Annotated in this window: 11 protein-coding genes; 6 read left to right on the top strand and 5 right to left on the bottom strand. The window is 72.9% G+C overall.

The annotated features are described in order from the left end of the window. The first annotated feature begins 26 nt into the window (after positions 1–26). Positions 27–2,114, top strand: coding sequence for a glycosyltransferase (locus K311_RS18970; RefSeq protein ID WP_051239668.1), 2,088 nt, complete (start codon positions 27–29; stop codon positions 2,112–2,114). Between the two features lie 89 nt (positions 2,115–2,203). Here K311_RS18970 and K311_RS15655 read toward each other — a convergent pair whose 3' ends face one another. Together K311_RS15655 and K311_RS15650 are read right to left on the bottom strand one after the other, a co-directional pair. Next, positions 2,204–3,790 carry a hypothetical protein gene (locus K311_RS15655; protein WP_081683303.1) on the bottom strand — a complete coding sequence of 529 codons (1,587 nt, stop codon included), beginning with the start codon at positions 3,788–3,790 and terminating at the stop codon, positions 2,204–2,206. An 82-nt stretch (positions 3,791–3,872) separates the two neighbouring features. Further along, positions 3,873–5,927 (bottom strand): bifunctional (p)ppGpp synthetase/guanosine-3',5'-bis(diphosphate) 3'-pyrophosphohydrolase, encoded by a 2,055-nt coding sequence (locus K311_RS15650; RefSeq protein WP_425476573.1) that lies wholly within the window; start codon positions 5,925–5,927, stop codon positions 3,873–3,875. Positions 5,928–6,083: 156 nt separating this feature from the next. On the opposite strand from K311_RS15650, the gene K311_RS0106060 reads away from it, so the two are divergent. Then, positions 6,084–6,563, top strand: a complete 480-nt coding sequence (locus K311_RS0106060) for a hypothetical protein (protein ID WP_051239596.1) — start codon at positions 6,084–6,086, stop codon at positions 6,561–6,563. A gap of 122 nt (positions 6,564–6,685) precedes the next feature. Here the strand turns inward: K311_RS0106060 and hrpA are convergent, their stop codons facing one another. Beyond that, a complete protein-coding gene (hrpA, locus tag K311_RS0106055) occupies positions 6,686–10,804 on the bottom strand; it encodes an ATP-dependent RNA helicase HrpA (protein WP_026816573.1) in 4,119 nt (1,372 codons plus the stop codon). Between the two features lie 85 nt (positions 10,805–10,889). Between hrpA and K311_RS0106050 the strand changes: the two genes are divergently transcribed. Then, positions 10,890–11,510: a Dps family protein gene (locus K311_RS0106050; RefSeq protein WP_081683302.1), complete on the top strand. Its 621-nt coding sequence runs from the start codon at positions 10,890–10,892 to the stop codon at positions 11,508–11,510. Positions 11,511–11,644: 134 nt separating this feature from the next. Here K311_RS0106050 and K311_RS17555 read toward each other — a convergent pair whose 3' ends face one another. Next, positions 11,645–12,298 (bottom strand): YiiX/YebB-like N1pC/P60 family cysteine hydrolase, encoded by a 654-nt coding sequence (locus K311_RS17555; RefSeq protein ID WP_026816571.1) that lies wholly within the window; start codon positions 12,296–12,298, stop codon positions 11,645–11,647. Between the two features lie 4 nt (positions 12,299–12,302). Then, positions 12,303–12,695 carry a DUF4878 domain-containing protein gene (locus tag K311_RS15640; protein WP_043796967.1) on the bottom strand — a complete coding sequence of 131 codons (393 nt, stop codon included), beginning with the start codon at positions 12,693–12,695 and terminating at the stop codon, positions 12,303–12,305. A 105-nt stretch (positions 12,696–12,800) separates the two neighbouring features. On the opposite strand from K311_RS15640, the gene recQ reads away from it, so the two are divergent. The 3 genes from recQ to K311_RS0106025 all read left to right on the top strand — a co-directional run bounded on the left by recQ (position 12,801) and on the right by K311_RS0106025 (position 16,546). Beyond that, positions 12,801–14,621 (top strand): DNA helicase RecQ, encoded by a 1,821-nt coding sequence (recQ, locus tag K311_RS0106035; protein ID WP_026816570.1) that lies wholly within the window; start codon positions 12,801–12,803, stop codon positions 14,619–14,621. Between the two features lie 42 nt (positions 14,622–14,663). Beyond that, complete coding sequence (locus K311_RS0106030) at positions 14,664–15,701, top strand: lipid A deacylase LpxR family protein (RefSeq protein ID WP_026816569.1); 1,038 nt, start codon at positions 14,664–14,666, stop codon at positions 15,699–15,701. 83 nt (positions 15,702–15,784) lie between these two features. Next, entirely contained in the window at positions 15,785–16,546 is a 762-nt protein-coding gene (locus K311_RS0106025) for a hypothetical protein (protein WP_026816568.1), read from the top strand. The last annotated feature ends 169 nt before the right edge of the window (positions 16,547–16,715 follow it).

Genomic DNA, 16,715 nt, shown 5'->3' with positions numbered 1-16,715 from the left:
TGGACGGCCAGTACCGCGCCAGCGGCATGCGCAGCCTGCTCGCCCGCGGCGTCGCCAGCCTGCGTACCCGCGGCGTCGGCGGCACCCTGCAGCACTGGCAGTCGCGCCGCCGCGGCGACGCCGCCACCGGCATCACCGACACCTCGCCGCCGCGGCTCACGCCGCCGACGCTGATCGTCGACTACGACACGCTGCGACTGCCGGCCGCCGATGCCCCGCGCGCCAGCATCGTGATCCCGGTCTACGACCAGCTGCCCTACACCCTCGCCTGCCTGCAGGCGCTGGCCGCAGCGAAGGACACGGCCGGCTTCGAGGTGATCGTCGTCGACGACGGCTCCAGCGACGCCAGCGAACGGGTGCTGCCGAAGATCGCCGGCCTGCGCTACCACCGCAACGAACGCAACCTCGGCTTCGTCGGCGCCTGCAATGCCGGCGCCGCGCTGGCGAAGGGCGAGTACCTCGTCTTCCTCAACAACGACACCACGCCGCAGCCCGGCTGGCTCGATGCGTTGCTGCGCACCTTCGCCGACTTCCCCGACACCGGCCTGGCCGGCAGCAAGCTCGTCTACCCCGACGGCCGCCTGCAGGAAGCCGGCGGCATCGTGTTCGCCGACGGCTCGGGCTGGAATTACGGGCGCTTCGCCGATCCCGAACACCCGGCCTTCAATTTCGTGCGCGAGGTCGATTACTGCTCCGGCGCGGCGATCGCGCTGCCGCGGGCGCTGTTCAACGAACTCGGCGGCTTCGACACCCTGTTCGCCCCCGCCTACTACGAGGACACCGACCTGGCGATGCGCGTGCGCCGCCACGGCCTGAAGGTGCGTTACCAGCCGGCCTCGGTCGTCGTGCACCACGAGGGCGTCACCGCCGGCACCGACACCACGCGCGGGGTGAAGGCGCACCAGGTCACCAACCAGGCCAAATTCCTCGAACGCTGGAAGGACGTGCTGGCGCGCGCGCACCAGCCGCCGGGCACCGCGCCCGCGATCGCCGCCGACCGCCGCCGCGCCGGCGGCCGGCGCGTGCTGGTGCTCGATGCCTGCACCCCGACGCCGGACCGCGATTCCGGCTCGGTGCGCATGGCGGCGCTGCTGAAGCTGCTGCACGACGAATGCGGCAGCGTCGTGTTCTTCGCCGAGAACCGCGCCCACGACGGCCGCTATACCCGCGCGCTGCAGGCCGACGGCGTCGAGGTCTGGTGGCATCCCTTCCTCGCCGACGTGCCGCGCTGGCTGGAACAGCACGGCGGCGACTTCGACCTGGTGGTCGGCAGCCGCCACTACGTGCTGGCGCCGCTGCTGCCCCTGCTGCGCCGGCACGCAGCGCGCGCGCGCATCGTTTTCGACACCGTCGACCTGCACCACCTGCGCGAACAGCGCGAGGCCGAACTGGCCGGCGATCCCGCCCGCCGCCGCGCCGCCGCCCGCACCCGCCGCGCCGAGCTGGCGCTGGTGAGCCAGTGCGATGCCACCTGGGTCGTCAGCCCGGCGGAACAGGCGCTGCTGGCGAAGGAAGCACCGGCGGCGCCGGTCGAGGTCGTGTCCAACATCCACGACGTCGCCGGCGCCGGCGCGAAGTACGACGCGCGCAGCGGCCTGCTGTTCGTCGGCAGCTACCGGCACCCGCCGAACGTCGACGCCGCGCTGTGGCTGGCCGACGAGATCCTGCCGCGGGTGCACGCGCAGCTGCCCGACGTGGTGCTGAACCTGGTCGGTGGCGACGCGCCGCCGCCGGTGCAGGCGCTGGCCACGCGCGACGGCATCGTCTTCCACGGCTACGTGCCCGATGTCGTGCCGCTGCTCGAAGGCTGCCGCGTCGGCGTCGCGCCGCTGCGCTACGGCGCCGGCGTCAAGGGCAAGGTCAACCACGCCCTCGCCCACGGCCAGCCGGTGGTCGCGACGACGTGTGCGGTCGAAGGCATGCACCTGCACGACGGCGACGACGTGCTGATCGCCGACGACGCCGAAACCTTCGCCGACGCCGTCGTCCGCCTCTACCGCGACCCCGGCCTGTGGCACCGGCTGGCGGCGGGCGGACTGGAGAACACGCGGCGGCATTTTTCCGTCGACGCGGCGCGGGAGGCGGTGCGGCGCACGCTGGCGCGGTTCCCGTAACCCCCACCGCTGTGGGAGCGGCTTCAGCCGCGATGCTCTTCCCGGCGTTGACCGGAGCGGAAAGAAAAGCATCGCGGCTGAAGCCGCTCCTACAGGGCCTTGCGCAGGCGCTCGCGCATCGACGCGAGTCCGGGATTGCCGGGATCCACCTGCTCCGCCGACACCAGCGCGCGCCGGGCGAGCGCGAGTTCGCCGGCGCCGAGGCGCTCTTCGGCGAAGGCGAGCCAGCGGTTGCCGAGGCGGCGGCGTTCGTCGGCGAGGCCTTCGCCGGGCACGCGGGCGGCCATCGCATCGAGGCAGGCCTGGGCGCGGGAGAGACGGTTGGAGGCCAGTGCGTCCTCGAAGCAGGCGCGGGCGCGACGGTCGTATTCGCCGGTGGCGGCCGCCAGCGACGGATCGTCGGGGGCGATCGCGGCGGCGGCGCGCAGGCGGTCCCAGGCGGAATCGCCGGGCGGATCGATCAGGTCGCCGCGGCGCATCGCCTCGCCGGCCTGGCGCAGCAGGCGGGCGAAGTCGTCGGGATCGCTGGGGGCCGGCAAGGTCTCGGCGCGGGCGCGGGCGGCGGACAACGCGCGTTCGGCGACCGCGATCGCCGGCAGGTCCGGTGACCAGTCGCGGGCGAGCTCGAGCGAGGCCTCGGCCGCGGTGAAGTCGAAGTCGGCGGCCTGGCGGCCGGCACGGGCCGCGAGCGCGGCGGCGGCATCGTCCAGGCCGGCGCGGGCCTCGAGCGATTCCGGGTCGGCGGCGAGCAGTTCGCGGTAGGCGGCGCCGGCGGTTTCCGGCTGGCCGCGGCGCAGGGCCGCGGCGGCGGCGGCGAGCGCGGCCTCGCGGCGGCCGGCCTGGCGCGACTGCGCTTCACCGAGGCGGGCGCGCACGGCCGGCAGGTCGAGGTGGCTGGGATCGTCGGCGACGACCCGCGCGACCAGGGCCTGCGCGGTCGCGAGGTCGTCGTGATCCAGCGCCACTTCGGCGCGCCGCAGCAGTTCGGTCAGCGCCTGGCGCCGGCCCTGCAGCGCGAGGGCATTCTCCGGCCAGCGCGCCAGCGCCTCGGCGTACAGCGCCAGGGCGCCGTCGGGCAGCTCCTCGAGGCGGCCGGCGGCGCGGGCCGCCTCGGCACGCGTCAGCAGACCGGCGAGATCCGCCTCGGCGCTTTCGAGCTGCTGCAGATCGTGGTCGATCGCCTCGAGGTCGGCGGCCGGGGCGGCGAGGCTGCGCGCGAGTTCGACCCGGGCGCGGGCGGTGGTGGCGTCGCCCGCGGCCAGCGCGGTGCGCGCCTGCAGCAGCGCCGCATCGCGCACCGCGACCAGGCCGCTGCGGGCGCCGGCATGGTCGGGATCGCGTGCCAGCACCGCGTTGAAGCGTTCGCGGGCGCCGCTGCCGTCGGGATTGCTCAGCTCGCCGCGGGCGAGCGCCGATTGCGCCTCCGCCAGCAACTGGTGCAGGTCCGACGGTGGCACCAGGGTGCGGCTCAGCGACTCGCGCCAGTGCGCCAGTCCGAGCGCGAGGCCGGCGAGCGCCAGGATCGCGACCGCCAGCGCCAGCCACGGGCCGAGCCGGCGCGGCGGGGGCGGCGACGACGGCGGCGCGGCCGGCGGGTCCCGGCCACCATCGAGGTCGAGGTCGTCGAGGGCGCCGAGGCTCGGCGTCGCAGCCGGCGGCGGGCGGCGTTCCGTCATGCGCGCGCTTCCTTCATCGGCGCGAGGATAGCAGCGGCCCCGCGCGGCTCCGCCCCGGCAACCCGGCAGGGGCGGCCGGCGTTCAGCCGCTGCGGCTGGCCTCGCGCACGCCGGGGATCGCCGCGAGGCGCCCCAGCAGGTCGCTGAGCTGTCCGTAGTCGGCGACGCGGACGCGGAAGCGCAGGGTCGCGATGCCGTCGTCGGCGACCCGCGAATCGACCGCCAGGATGTTCACCGCGAGCTGCGCGACCGCGTTCGTCACGTCCTTCAGCAGCCACTTGCGGTCGAAGGCGCGGATGACGACGTCGACCTCGTAGCTGGCCGCCCCGCGCCGGCCCCATTCGACCGGCAGCGCCCGGTCCGGATGCTCGCCGAGCAGGCGCTGCACCGCCGCGCAGCCGGCGCGGTGGATGCTGACGCCGCGGCCGCGGGTCAGGTAGCCGACGATCGGGTCGCCGGGCACCGGCTGGCAGCAGCGGGCGATCTGGCTGAGCAGGTTGCCGACGCCCTCGACGGTGAACGGCGTCTTCGCCGGTGCACCTGCCGGACGCCGCGGCGCGGGCGGCGCCGGGGCCGGCGCGGCTTCCGCCTTCTGCGCCTGGGCGTGGTCGTGCAGGCTGCGGCTGACCTGGCTCGGGCCGAGGTCGCCGAGCGCCAGCGCCAGGTGCAGGTCGTCGAGCCCCGGCAGGCGGAACTTCGCGAGCACCGGCGCGAGGTCCGCCTGCATCAGGCCCATGCGCCGCAGTTCCTTCTCGAGGATCTCGCGGCCGGCCTGCAGGTTGCGCTCGCGGTCGATGCGGTGGAACCAGGCGCGCACTTTGTCACGGGCCCGCGAGGTGACCAGGAAGCCGCTGCCGGCCTGCAGCCAGTCGCGCCGCGGCTCGGCGTGCTTGCCGGTCAGGATCTCGATGCGGTCGCCGGTCTGCGGCTGGTGGTCCAGCGGGACGATGCGGCCGTTGACCTTGGCGCCGCGGCAGCGGTGGCCGACCTCGGTGTGGATCGCATAGGCGAAGTCGAGCACGGTGGCGCCGCGGCGCAGGTCGATCACCTCGCCGCGCGGCGTCAGCACGTAGACGCGGTCCTCGACGATCTCGGTGCTGAAGCCCTCGAGCAGCGCATCGTCGTCGTCGCCGCGCTGCTCGAGCAGCTGGCGCATCCAGGCGACCTTGCGCTCGAACGCGGCGTCGCCGCCGCCGCCCTCCTTGTAACGCCAGTGCGCGGCGACACCGAGTTCGGCGTGCTCGTGCATCTCGCGGGTGCGGATCTGCACTTCGAGCACACGGCCGCCGGGGCCGACCAGGGCGGTGTGCAGCGAGCGGTAGTCGTTGCCCTTCGGATGCGCGATGTAGTCGTCGAACTCCGACGGCACCGACGGCCAGAGCTGGTGCACGACGCCGAGCGCCGCGTAGCAGGCCGGGATGTCGTCGACCAGCACGCGCACCGCGCGGATGTCGTAGAGCTCGCTGAAGGGCACGCCCTTGCGCTGCATCTTCTTCCAGATGCTGTAGATGTGCTTGGCGCGGCCGGTGACTTCGGCCGCGATGCCGGCCTCGGACAGCGCGCGGCCGATGCGCCGGCGGGCGTCCTCGATGAAGCGCTCGCGATCGCCGCGCTTCTCGTCGAGCAGGCGGGCGATGCGCGCATAGGTTTCCGGCTCGCGCCAGCGGAACGCGAGGTCCTCGAGTTCCCATTTCAGCTGCCAGATGCCGAGCCGGTTTGCCAGCGGCGCGTGGATGTCGGCGGTGAGTTCGGCCAGCGCGAGGCGCTCGTCGGCCGGCAGGGCCGCGGCATCGCGCAGCAGCACGAGCTGTTCCGCCAGCAGCACCAGCACCGCGCGCAGGTCGCGCACCAGGGCCAGCAGGAGGCGGCGCAGGCCCTCGGCACTGCCGCGCCCCTGGCGCTGGTGGTGCAGCGCATGCACCTGGCGCGCGGCGGCCAGGCCGTCGAGCAGTGCTGGCACCCGCGGGACGGCGTCGAGCGCGCCGGCCGGCAAGGCCGCACGCAGGGCCGGCCACAGATGCAGGCTGGCGGCGGCGATCACCTCGGCGTCGGCGCGCAACGGCGCCAGCGTCGCCAGGACGCGCACCGCGAAGGCCTCCTCGGCGCAGGGCGGCAGCCCGGCGGCGAGTTCACGCAGCAGCGGCAGCGGCGTGGTGTCCGGCGCTTCGCCGGCGAGCCAGTCGGACAGCCGCGGCGGCGATGTGGGGATGGTGTTCAAGTGGCGCCGTCATTCCGCGGGGAGGTAGACTGCCCCGCGATCGACCGTCGATTCAACCCGTCCGGAACCCTCCCCATGCGTTCACTGCTGTCGCTGTCCGTTCTCCTGTTCGCCTTCGCCGCCGGCGGCGCTTCCGCGCAGCAGTTCTCGTCGCTGGAGGAGAAGATGAGCCACGCCGAATTCACCGCGGCCGGCCTCGACAAGCTGAGCCCGGAGGAACTGGCGGCGCTGAACGCCTGGATCGCGCAGAAGGTCGCCACCGCCCCGGCCACCGCGGCGCCGGCCGGCGAGGACCGTCGCGGCTTCCTGGCCTCCTCCGCCGGCCCGGGCGACGCGATCGTCTCGAGCATCGACGGCGAGTTCCGCGGCTGGCGCGAGAAGGGCGACCGCATCGTCCTCGCCAACGGCCAGATCTGGGAAGTCACCGAGTCGACCAGCCGGCTGGTCGTGCGGGTGCAGAACCCGACCGTGATCATCGAGCCGGGCATGCTCGGGGCCTGGTACCTGCGCATCGACGGCTACAACACCCGCGCCAAGGTCGTCCGCATCAAGTAAGCCCCACGCGCGCCGTTCCGGCGCGCGCCGAAGCGCGTGCGGCCGCGGCTGGTTACGTCGCCGCGCCGCCGCGCTGCGACGTACCCGCCCGGCCGCAGTCGCGCCAATCGCCCGCCGGGCGGTCAGCGGAGGGATTCGAGGCGGCGGGCGAGGCGTTTGGCGGAGACGGGGCCGCGGGTGCCGAGTTCCTGGGCGAAGAGCGAGACGCGGAGTTCCTCGAGGTCCCAGCGGAATTCCTGCCATTCCGGCCGCCCGTCGCGACCTTCGGCGCGGGCGCGGGCGAGCGCGTCGGTGAAGGGCTTGAGTTCGAGCATGCGCTGCTGGTCGCGCTGCGGATCGCGCAGCGCGCGTTCGGCGCGCAGCGCGAGCGCCTTCAGGTAGCGCGGCAGCTCGGCCAGCGCCGGCGCCGGGGTGCGGCGCAGGACGTCGGCGGGCACGAGTTCGGCCAGGCGGGCGCGCAGATCGTCGAGATTGCCGGCGGCCCAGCCCATCAGCGGCGATTCCAGCTTCGGCTTGAGCTCGGCGACGGTGCCGAGGATGGCTTCGGCCAGCTGCAGCCGCTGCATCGCGGTGGCGAACAGGGACTTGCCGGCGGCGTCGACGCGGGCGGCGAAGGTTTCCTGGTCGCGGATGTCGGCCAGCGGCGCTTCGTCGAGCACGGCATTGAGCGCGGCTTCCGCGAGGTCTTCGGCGAGACCGGCGGCACCGCCCTCGCGCGCCGGCGTCGCGCCGGGCACCGTCTGCAGCACCGCGTAGAGCAGCGCCAGCTTCGGCTGGATCGGCAGTTGCTTGCGGATGCGGCGGGCGCGTTCGGCGAGGGCCAGGCCCGCGAGGCGGCGGACGCCGGCGGCGTGTTCGCGCACGGCCTCGCCGGCGTCGGCGAACACGCTGAGGGCGACGGCGTCGCCGCGGTCGACCAGGGCCGGGAACGCAGGCACGCCGGCGGCACCGGGGATCTGTCGCGGGATCGGCTCCGCCGGGAAGCTGGTCAGGCCCTCGCGGGCGAGGCGCTCGCCGGCGCGTTCGGCGAAGGCGCGCTCGGCGGCGGCGCCGAAGCGCGCGCGCAGTTCCTCGAGGTCGCGCGACATCGCCAGCATGCGGCCGTCGCGTTCGGCCAGGCGCAGGTTCATGCGCAGATGCGGTTCCAGCGCCGCTTCGTCGAAGTCGAGGGCGCCGACCGCGACACCCGTCACCTTCGTCAGGAAGCGCGCGAGGCTGCCGGTGATCGCGTCGGCGGGCGGGTAGGCCGCGCGGTTCCCGGCGGCCGGATCGAAAACCGCCGCGGCGAACGCGCGCGCGAAATCCGGCGCCGGCACGTAGTTGCGGCGGATCGCCTTCGGCAGGCCGCGGATCAGCGCCGCCGCCTTCTCCTCCAGCAGGCCGGGCACCAGCCAGCCGGGGCGCGCCGGATCGAGGGCGCCGAGCAGGTGCAGCGGCAGGTCGAGGGTGACGCCGTCCTCGGCATGGCCGGGTTCGAAGCGGTAATGCAGCGCGAGGCGGCTGTCGCCGAGCGGCAGGTATTTCGGGAAGCGGTCGGCCTCGCTGCCCTCGCCCGGGAGCAGTTCGGCCAGCGACCACTCCAGCGCCTTCTTCTGCGCCGGGGTCGCGCGCGCGTACCAGGCGTCGAGCGCGGAAATCGAGTTGATCTCCGGCGGCAGGCGGTCGAGGTACCAGCGCGCCTGCCAGTCCTCGTCGGCGACGAGGCCGGCGCGGCGCTGCTTGGCCTCCTCCTCGCGTGCCTTCTCCAGCGTGGCGAGATTGCGCTTCAGGAAGGGCGCGCGTGGATCGGCCTCGCCCGGCACCAGGCCCTGGCGCACGAAGATCTCGCGCGCCTCGGCCGGGTAGAGGCCGCCGTAATGCACCGGCTTCCGCGGCGCCAGCACGAGCCCGAAGAGGCTGATCTGTTCGCTGCCGATCACCCTGCCCTGCTTGCGCGACCAGTGCGGATCGAAATGGCGGCGCGCGAGCAGGTGCGGCAGTTCGTCGATCACCCACTCCGGCTCGATCTTCGCCGCGGTCAGGCCCCAGATCCGGGCCGTGTCGAGCAGGGTCGCGACCAGCACCCAGGCCGGCGGTGCCTTCGCCAGCGGCGAGGCGGGGAACAGCTGGAACTTGCGCTGGCGGGGGGCGTCGTAGAGGCCCTTCTCGCTGCGGTGGCCGACCTGGCTCGGCAGGCCGGTGAGTATGGCGCGGTGGAGGGGCGCGTAGGGGTCGGACTCCTTTTTCCCGCCCCTGGAAGCGGATGCCGGCGCAGCTTCACGGGAAAAAGGACTCCGACCCCGGTTTTTCCCGAGGGCGGGGCTTCCGCCTTCGGCGGAAGAAGAACCGGGGTCAGAGCCCTTTTCCCCCCGGACGGGCGTCGCAGGCGGGGTGCTGTCGGGGGGAAAAGGGGTCTGACCCCATTTCAGCTGCCGGCGCAGCTCGCGCCACTCGCGCATGCGCAGGAAGTTCAGGAAGCGGCGCTCGCACCAGTCGCGCAGTTTCGACTGGGTCAGTTCCTCGGCGGCTTCGGTATAGGCGGCCCAGAGCTTCAGGATGCCGACGAATTCCGAGTTCGGATCGGCGAAGGCGGCGTGGGCCTCGTCGGCCTTCTGGCGGGCGTCGGCCGGGCGTTCGCGCGGGTCCTGGATGCCGAGGAAGGAGGCGATCGTCAGCACCTCGTCCTCGACGCCGTGCACGCGCGCGGCGACCAGCATGCGCGCCAGCTTCGGATCCACCGGCAGCTCGGCCATCTGCCGGCCGATCGCGGTCAGTTGCCGGCGCTCGTCGATCGCCCCGAGTTCGGCCAGGGTCTGCCAGCCGTCGGCGATCGCGCGCGGATCCGGCGGATCGATGAACGGGAAGTCCTCGATGCGGCCGAGGCCGAGCACCAGCATGCGCAGGATCACCCCGGCCAGCGAGGCGCGCAGGATTTCCGGATCGGTGTAGCGCGGCCGCGCGTCGTAGTCGGCTTCGGCGTACAGGCGGTAGCAGATGCCGGCGGCGATGCGTCCGCAGCGGCCCTTGCGCTGGTCGGCGCTGGCCTGGCTGACCGGCTCGATGTGCAGGCGGTCGAGTTTGCCGCGCGGGCTGTAGCGCTTCACGCGCGCGGTGCCGGGGTCGATCACGTAGCGGATGCGCGGCACCGTCAGCGACGTCTCGGCGACGTTGGTCGAGAGCACGATGCGGCGGCCGGGGCCGGGACGGAACACGCGGTCCTGGTCGCGGGCCGACAGGCGCGCGTACAGCGGGATCACCTCGGTGTTGCGGTACTTGCGCCGGTTCAGGGCCGCATGCGCGTCGCGGATCTCGCGCTCGCCGGCGAGGAACACCAGGATGTCGCCGAGCGGGTCCTCGCGGGTGATTTCGTCGGTGGCGGCGACGATCGCCTCGGGGTCGGGGGAGGAAAAACCGGGGTCGGAGTACTTTTTCCCCGGTGCCTTCGCCGGCGCCGGCGTTTCATCGGGAGGAAAAGTACTCCGACCCCGGTTTTCGACCGGCCGCCAGCGCACTTCCACCGGATGGCTGCGGCCCTCGACCGAAACCACCGGCGCATCACCGAAGTGGCGGGCGAAGCGCTCGGTGTCGATCGTCGCCGAGGTCACGATGACCTTCAGGTCGGGCCGCCGCTGCACGAGCTGCTTCAGGTAGCCGAGCAGGAAATCGATGTTGAGGCTGCGCTCGTGTGCCTCGTCGACGATGATCGTGTCGTATTTCGACAGCCAGCGGTCGGACTGGATCTCGGCCAGCAGGATGCCGTCGGTCATGAACTTGACGTAGGTGCCGTCGCCGACCTGTTCGGTGAAGCGCACCTGGTAACCGACCGCGCCGCCGAGCTCGGTCTGCAGTTCCTCGGCGACCCGGCGCGCGACCGCGCGCGCGGCGATGCGCCGCGGCTGCGTGCAGCCGATCAGGCCGGCGGCGCCGCGGCCGGCCGCCAGGCACAGCTTCGGCAGCTGGGTGGTCTTGCCGGAACCGGTCTCGCCGGCGACCACCAGCACCGGGTGCGCGCGGATCAGTTCGACGATGCGTTCGGCCTCGCGCGCGACCGGCAGGTCGTCCGGAAAGGTCGGCACCGGCGCCGCCGCGGCGCGTGCTTCGCGGGCGGTGCGCGAGGCCGCGAGGGCGCGCACGAAGGCGTCCCGGGCCGCGGCGTCGTCGGGCGCACGCCGGGCCGCCGCCTGCAGGCGCAGCAGGCGGCCGCGGTCGCGGCTCAGCGCGACGTCGGCGAGCGCGTCGGATTCGTGTTTACGGGATCGCATCGCCGGTTATGGTAACAATCGCGCCGTGACCGACCCCCGAACGCGCGGCCGGACCGCGCCGCGCCGAACCGACTGGAGAATCCCGATGGCCGCGAAGAAGACACCGGACGCTTCCGCCAAGCGCGCGAACGCGACTTCCACCCCGCAGGCGAAGACCACGAAGCCGAAGAAGCCCGGCACCGACGGCGGCGCCAAGACGCCGCGCCCGATCACCCCGGCCCAGACCAGCCGCGGCATGGACATCGGCATCGACACCGAGCACCGGCAGAAGATCGCCGAAGGCCTGTCGCATTTCCTCGCCGACAGCTACACGCTGTACCTGAAGACGCACAACTTCCACTGGAACGTGACCGGCCCGATGTTCAATTCGCTGCACGCGATGTTCATGGACCAGTACACCGAGGAGTGGACCGCGCTCGACGAGATCGCCGAGCGCATCCGTGCACTCGGCTTCAACGCCCCGGGCTCCTACGCCGAGTTCGACCGCCTGACCTCGATCCGCGAGGAAACCGGTGCCGACGGGGCGCCGCGCTGGGAGGACATGGTCCGCCAGCTGGTCGCGGGTAACGAAGCCGTGTGCCGCACCGCCCGCCAGGTCGCCGAACTCGCCGACGAAGGCGACGACGATCCGACCGAGGACCTGATGACCCAGCGCCTGCAGATCCACGAGAAGTACGCGTGGATGCTGCGCTCCCTGCTCGAGTGACGACCCGGGAAGGATGAGTGCGGGCGAGGACGGCGCCGCGTGCGGAAGTGCGCGGCGCTGCTTTTCGTGCCTGTTGGAGTTCCGCCCGGATCGCGCCTGAAGGCGCTCCTACGGGGAGCGGGCGGGGCGGTGGATCAGTAGGGGTCGCCGGGGAGGCGATGTTCCAGGACCGGCTGCACGCGCGGACTCTGCAGCAGGTCTTCGATGCTGATGACTTCGCGGCCGAACCAGAGGCTGCGCGGACGCGCGATGTCCTCGCCGGTCGCCGCCAGCACCAGCGCCTGCACCCACTCGGTGCAGTACATCGCGGCGCCATCGTCGTCGAGGGTGAAGGCCGCGTCGAACGGGATCGACTGCCAGTGTGCGTCGGCGGCGAGGGCGGCGATCGCCTGCAGCTGCTCGTCGCTCATGCGCAGGCGCACGACCGCGACGCCCTGGGCTTCGGCGAGGAAATGTTCGAGGGTGTCGTTGCGCACGCCGCCGACGCCGGTGTGTTCGTCGGCCTCGGTGTGCATCACCCGCCAGCCGCCGTCACCCGGCAGCAGCAAGCCCACGTGGCTGAAATAGCCGCCGCCGGCATTCGCGGCATAGCGGCTGACGCGGCCGGTGCCGCGGCGGAACACCAGGTCGCCGTCGTGCAGCGCGAGTGACAGCCGGGACAGGTCGACCTGGGTGAGGATGGTGTAACCCGGCGGCGGGGTGGCGGGCGCGGACGCCCACCACCACGTGCCGGCGGCACCCGCCAGCGTCAGTGCCGCGACGCCGGCGAGCAGCAGGCCTTTGCGCATCGGCTCACTTGTCCGGGGCGAGCACCAGCTTCCACTGGCCGTCTTCCTTCACCAGCTGCTGGGTCTCTTCCTCGCCTTCCGGATTGCGGAAGCGGACCGTCGCCTTGTCGCCGTCGATCTTCTCTTCGAGGATCTCGATCGGCTTGGCGCTCTCGCAGCCTTCCTTGACCTGCTTCTTCATTTCCTCGGCCTTCGCCGGCTCCGACATCACCGCGGTGATCATGCCGACGACGGGCTGCGAGGACGCGCTGGCGTACTTGGCGATCGTGCTCGGATCGCCGCTGCTGCACAGCTCGGCGTTCATCCTGATGATCACGTCGCCGGGGCCGTTGCCGCCGCCGCAGGCGGCCAGGGCGAAGGTCACGGCCGCGAGGGCAGTCAGACGAAGTTTCTTCATGGCGGTTTCCTGATGTCTAGGTGAGGTGAAGGTGCAACGCGGGGCGAGTGTATCCGCTCATGGCCGGTTTCGCCCGTACGCCGGCGCGGAAACTAGAATGGCGCGATGGGTTCTCCCCCACTCGACGTCCTGCGCCGCATCTTCGGCCACCCCGGTTTCCGGGGCCGGCAGCAGGAGGTCGTCGACGCACTGGTCGCCGGCGAGGACTGCCTCGTGCTGATGCCGACCGGCGCCGGCAAGTCGCTGTGCTACCAGGTGCCGGCGCTGCTGCGCGCGGGCACCGGCATCGTGGTCTCGCCGCTGATCGCGCTGATGCAGGACCAGGTCGAGGCGCTGGCGCAGCTCGGCGTGCGCGCCGCCTTCCTCAACTCCTCGCTCGCCGCCGGCGAGGCGGCGCGTGTCGAACAGCAGCTGCTGCGCGGCGAACTCGACCTGCTGTACGTCGCCCCGGAACGGCTGCTCACCGAACGTTTCCTGGCACTGCTCGAACGCTCGCGCATCGCCCTGTTCGCGATCGACGAGGCGCACTGCGTGTCGCAATGGGGCCACGACTTCCGTCCGGAATACCGCGAGCTCAACCTGCTGCACGAGCGCTGGCCGCAGGTGCCGCGCATCGCCCTCACCGCGACCGCCGACCCGCCGACGCGGCGCGAGATCGCCGAGCGCCTGGGCCTGCAGGACGCGCACTGGTTCGTCACCTCGTTCGACCGCCCGAACATCCGCTACCGCGTCGTCGAGAAGGACAACCCGAAGCGGCAGCTGCTCGACTTCCTCGCCGCGCATCCGGGCGAGGCCGGCATCGTCTATTGCCTGTCGCGGCGCAAGGTCGAGGAGACCGCGGCCTTCCTGCAGGAACAGGGTTTCGCCGCCCTGCCCTACCACGCCGGCATGGACGCCGCCGCGCGCGCCGCCAACCAGCGCCGCTTCCTGCGCGAGGACGGCGTGGTGATGTGCGCCACCATCGCCTTCGGCATGGGCATCGACAAGCCCGACGTGCGCTTCGTCGCCCACCTCGACCTGCCGAAATCGATCGAGGGTTATTACCAGGAGACCGGCCGCGCCGGCCGCGACGGCGAACCGGCGGAAGCCTGGCTCTGCTACGGCCTGGCCGATCTGGTGCTGCTGCGGCAGATGATCGAGAACGGCGAGGCCTCGGAAGAACGCCGCTGGCTCGAGCGGCGCAAGCTCGACACCCTGCTCGGCTATTGCGAATCGACGCGCTGCCGCCGGCAGACGCTGCTCGCGGCCTTCGGCGAACAGCTGCCCGATGCCTGCGGCAACTGCGACAACTGCCTGTCGCCGCCGCGCACCTGGGACGGCACCGTCGCCGCGCAGAAGGCGCTGTCGACGGTGTACCGCACCGGCCAGCGTTTCGGCGTCGGCCACCTCACCGACGTGCTGCGCGGGGTCGACAACGAGCGCGTGCACCAGCTCGGCCATGACCGCCTGAGCGTCTACGGCGTCGGCGCCGACATCGACGAGCGGCGCTGGAAGTCGGTGTTCCGCCAGCTCGTCGCGCTCGGCCTGCTCGAAGTCGACATCGAGGGCCGCGGCTCGCTGCGGCTGACCGCCGCCAGCCGGGCGGTGCTCAAGGGCGAACAGCGGGTGGACCTGCGCGAAGAAGCGGAAAAGCCGCCGCGACGCAGCCGCAGCGCACGCCGTGGCGGCGACGGCGCGAGTTCGCCGGTCGCCGAACTCGATGCCGCCGACCGCACGGTGTTCGAGGCGCTGCGCCGGCTGCGTGCGCGCCTCGCCGCCGAGCAGGCGCTGCCGCCCTACGTGATCTTCCACGACGCGACCCTGCGCGAGATCGCCGCGCGGCGTCCGCGCGATCTCGACGAACTCGCCGGCATCGGCGGGGTCGGCGCCACCAAGCTCGAACGCTACGGCGAACAGGTGCTGGCTACACTCAACGGTGACGAGTGACCCGTCAGCCTTCAGGGCCGACCACTCGAGGATCCGTACGCCATGCCGCATCGCCGGTTGTCTTCCGCCCTGCTGTCCGCGGCGGTCCTCGCGTCATCTCCGGCGTTCGCCGATTGCGGCGAGGGCAGCGCGCCCGGCCGGGTCCTGGGGCGGCTCGACAACGACGTCTGGGGCGGCACCCACCAGGACCAGGGCTATACGGCCGGCGCCAACCTCGCGTGGTCGTCGCCGACCGGCGACCTCGCCGAGGACGACTGCCTGCCGGCGCCCGCGCGCCTCGCCGGCCGCGCCCTGCCCTGGCTGGTCGGCGAAGGCCGCACCGGCAACGTGACGATCGCCGTCACCCAGGCGATCTACACGCCGATGGACCGCGACCGCACTGACGTGATCCTCGAAGACCGCCCCTACGCCGGCATCACCACGTTCGCGTTCGCGATCAACGTGCGCGACGGCGATCGCCTGGCGACGACCCAGCTGCGGCTGGGCCTGGTCGGACCATCGGCGCGCGGCGAGGAGATCCAGGGGGCGATCCACGGCCTGTTCGGCCGCAACACCTTCGCCGGCTGGGACAACCAGCTGCGCGACGAGCCGGTGATCCAGCTCGGCCACGAGCGGGTCTGGCGGCGCACGTTCGCCAGCGACGACGGCGGCCGCTACTGGGAGGGCTCGCTGCACGCCGGTGGCGTCGCCGGCAATCTGGCGACGTATGCGAACTTCGGCGGCGAGATCCGCTTCGGCCGCGACCTGCCCGACGACATGGTGAGTTCGCCGTTCCGCCTCGCCGGCGACGGCCTGGCGCCGCGGCTGCAGCCGCTGTCCGAAGGCGACGGCTGGCGCTGGCACGTGTTCGCCAGCCTCGACAACCGCCTGGTCGCGCACGACATCACCCTCGACGGCAGCACCTGGAAGGACAGCCATTCGGTCGACCGCCGCCGCTACGTCGCCGACCTGACCCTCGGTATCGTGTTCGCGCGTGGGCCGTGGCGCTTCGCCGCGACCCATACCCGCCGCACCCGCGAGTTCGCCGGCCAGGCCGAGGCTCCGGTGTTCGGCACCTTCAGCCTGAGCCGTACATGGTGAGCCGGAAAGAACCGAGATCGGAAAAACCGGGGTCGGAGTACTTTTCCGGCGCCCGGTGCCGGAGTCGCGGACGTGCGGCGGCGATGTCGGCGTGCGCGCTCGCGCTCGCGGGCGCGCTCGCCGCGACGGGCCAGGCCCGCGCGCCGGCAGCGGCGGTCGCCCGCCCCGGCGACGTCGAGCAGCGCGCCTGCCTGCAGCGCGCCGAAGCGGCGCTGACCGCGGAGGCACGCGCGACCCTGCGCCGGATCACCGGCCAGGAGCGCCGCCTGCTGGCGCTGCGCGGTTACCTGCGCTCGCCCGACCTCGCGGGCCGCTGGACCTGGAGCGCGCAGCAGGTCGCCGACTGGCGGCACTCGCCGGACCACGCGCGGGCGCTGCGGGAGATCGCCCGCGTGCAGGAGCGCTTCGCGACGCTCAATCCCGGCTACCGCCTGCACGTGAACACCGAGGTGCGTAGCGTCGACACCCAGGTGCTGCGCTGGAACGACAACCGCTCGGTCGCTCGCGCCGCCGCGGCGCTGGCGCCGCAGGCGCGCCGCGCCTGTCTCGGCGAAGGCGCCGAGGGCTTCGTCGCCTGGCTGCGCGGCAGCGAACTCGCGGTGCCGCCGAACCTCGCGGTGCCCGGCCTGTCGCCGCACGGCCAGGGCCGCGCCTTCGACTTCCAGGTGTTCCGCGGCGAACGCCTCGTCGCCGGCACCGACTCCCGCCGCATCCAGGCCGACTGGCGCGACGGCGGCTGGGCGGAGAAGCTCGCCGAGGCGGTGCGCATCAGCGACGCGTTCGCGGGGCCGCTGGTGTCCCCCGACGAGCCCTGGCACTACGACTACCTCCCCCCACCCCCGTAGGAGCGGCTTCAGCCGCGATGCCCTTCCTTCCGTAGGAGCGGCTTCAGCCGCGATGCCTTCCCTTCCGTAGGAGCGGCTTCAGCCGCGATGCCTTCCCTTCCGTAGGAGCGGCTTCAGCCGCGATTGGTTTGGCGAAGAGCATCGCGGCTGAAGCCGCTCCTACGGGGGG

The sequence above is a fragment of the Arenimonas composti TR7-09 = DSM 18010 genome (assembly GCF_000426365.1).
Taxonomy (GTDB): Bacteria; Pseudomonadota; Gammaproteobacteria; order Xanthomonadales; family Xanthomonadaceae; genus Arenimonas; species Arenimonas composti.
This window is presented reverse-complemented; position numbering and strand designations above follow the sequence as displayed.

Bases quoted from the DNA above. Each gene is read 5' to 3' on its own strand.
- K311_RS0106050 (WP_081683302.1), top strand. From the start codon at position 10,890: ATGGCCGCGAAGAAGACACCGGACGCTTCCGCCAAGCGCGCGAACGCG.
- K311_RS17555 (WP_026816571.1), bottom strand. From the start codon at position 12,298: ATGCGCAAAGGCCTGCTGCTCGCCGGCGTCGCGGCACTGACGCTGGCG.
- K311_RS15655 (WP_081683303.1), bottom strand. From the start codon at position 3,790: ATGACGGAACGCCGCCCGCCGCCGGCTGCGACGCCGAGCCTCGGCGCC.
- recQ (WP_026816570.1), top strand. From the start codon at position 12,801: ATGGGTTCTCCCCCACTCGACGTCCTGCGCCGCATCTTCGGCCACCCC.
- hrpA (WP_026816573.1), bottom strand. From the start codon at position 10,804: ATGCGATCCCGTAAACACGAATCCGACGCGCTCGCCGACGTCGCGCTG.
- K311_RS0106030 (WP_026816569.1), top strand. From the start codon at position 14,664: ATGCCGCATCGCCGGTTGTCTTCCGCCCTGCTGTCCGCGGCGGTCCTC.
- K311_RS0106025 (WP_026816568.1), top strand. From the start codon at position 15,785: ATGTCGGCGTGCGCGCTCGCGCTCGCGGGCGCGCTCGCCGCGACGGGC.
- K311_RS18970 (WP_051239668.1), top strand. From the start codon at position 27: ATGCGCAGCCTGCTCGCCCGCGGCGTCGCCAGCCTGCGTACCCGCGGC.
- K311_RS15640 (WP_043796967.1), bottom strand. From the start codon at position 12,695: ATGAAGAAACTTCGTCTGACTGCCCTCGCGGCCGTGACCTTCGCCCTG.
- K311_RS0106060 (WP_051239596.1), top strand. From the start codon at position 6,084: ATGCGTTCACTGCTGTCGCTGTCCGTTCTCCTGTTCGCCTTCGCCGCC.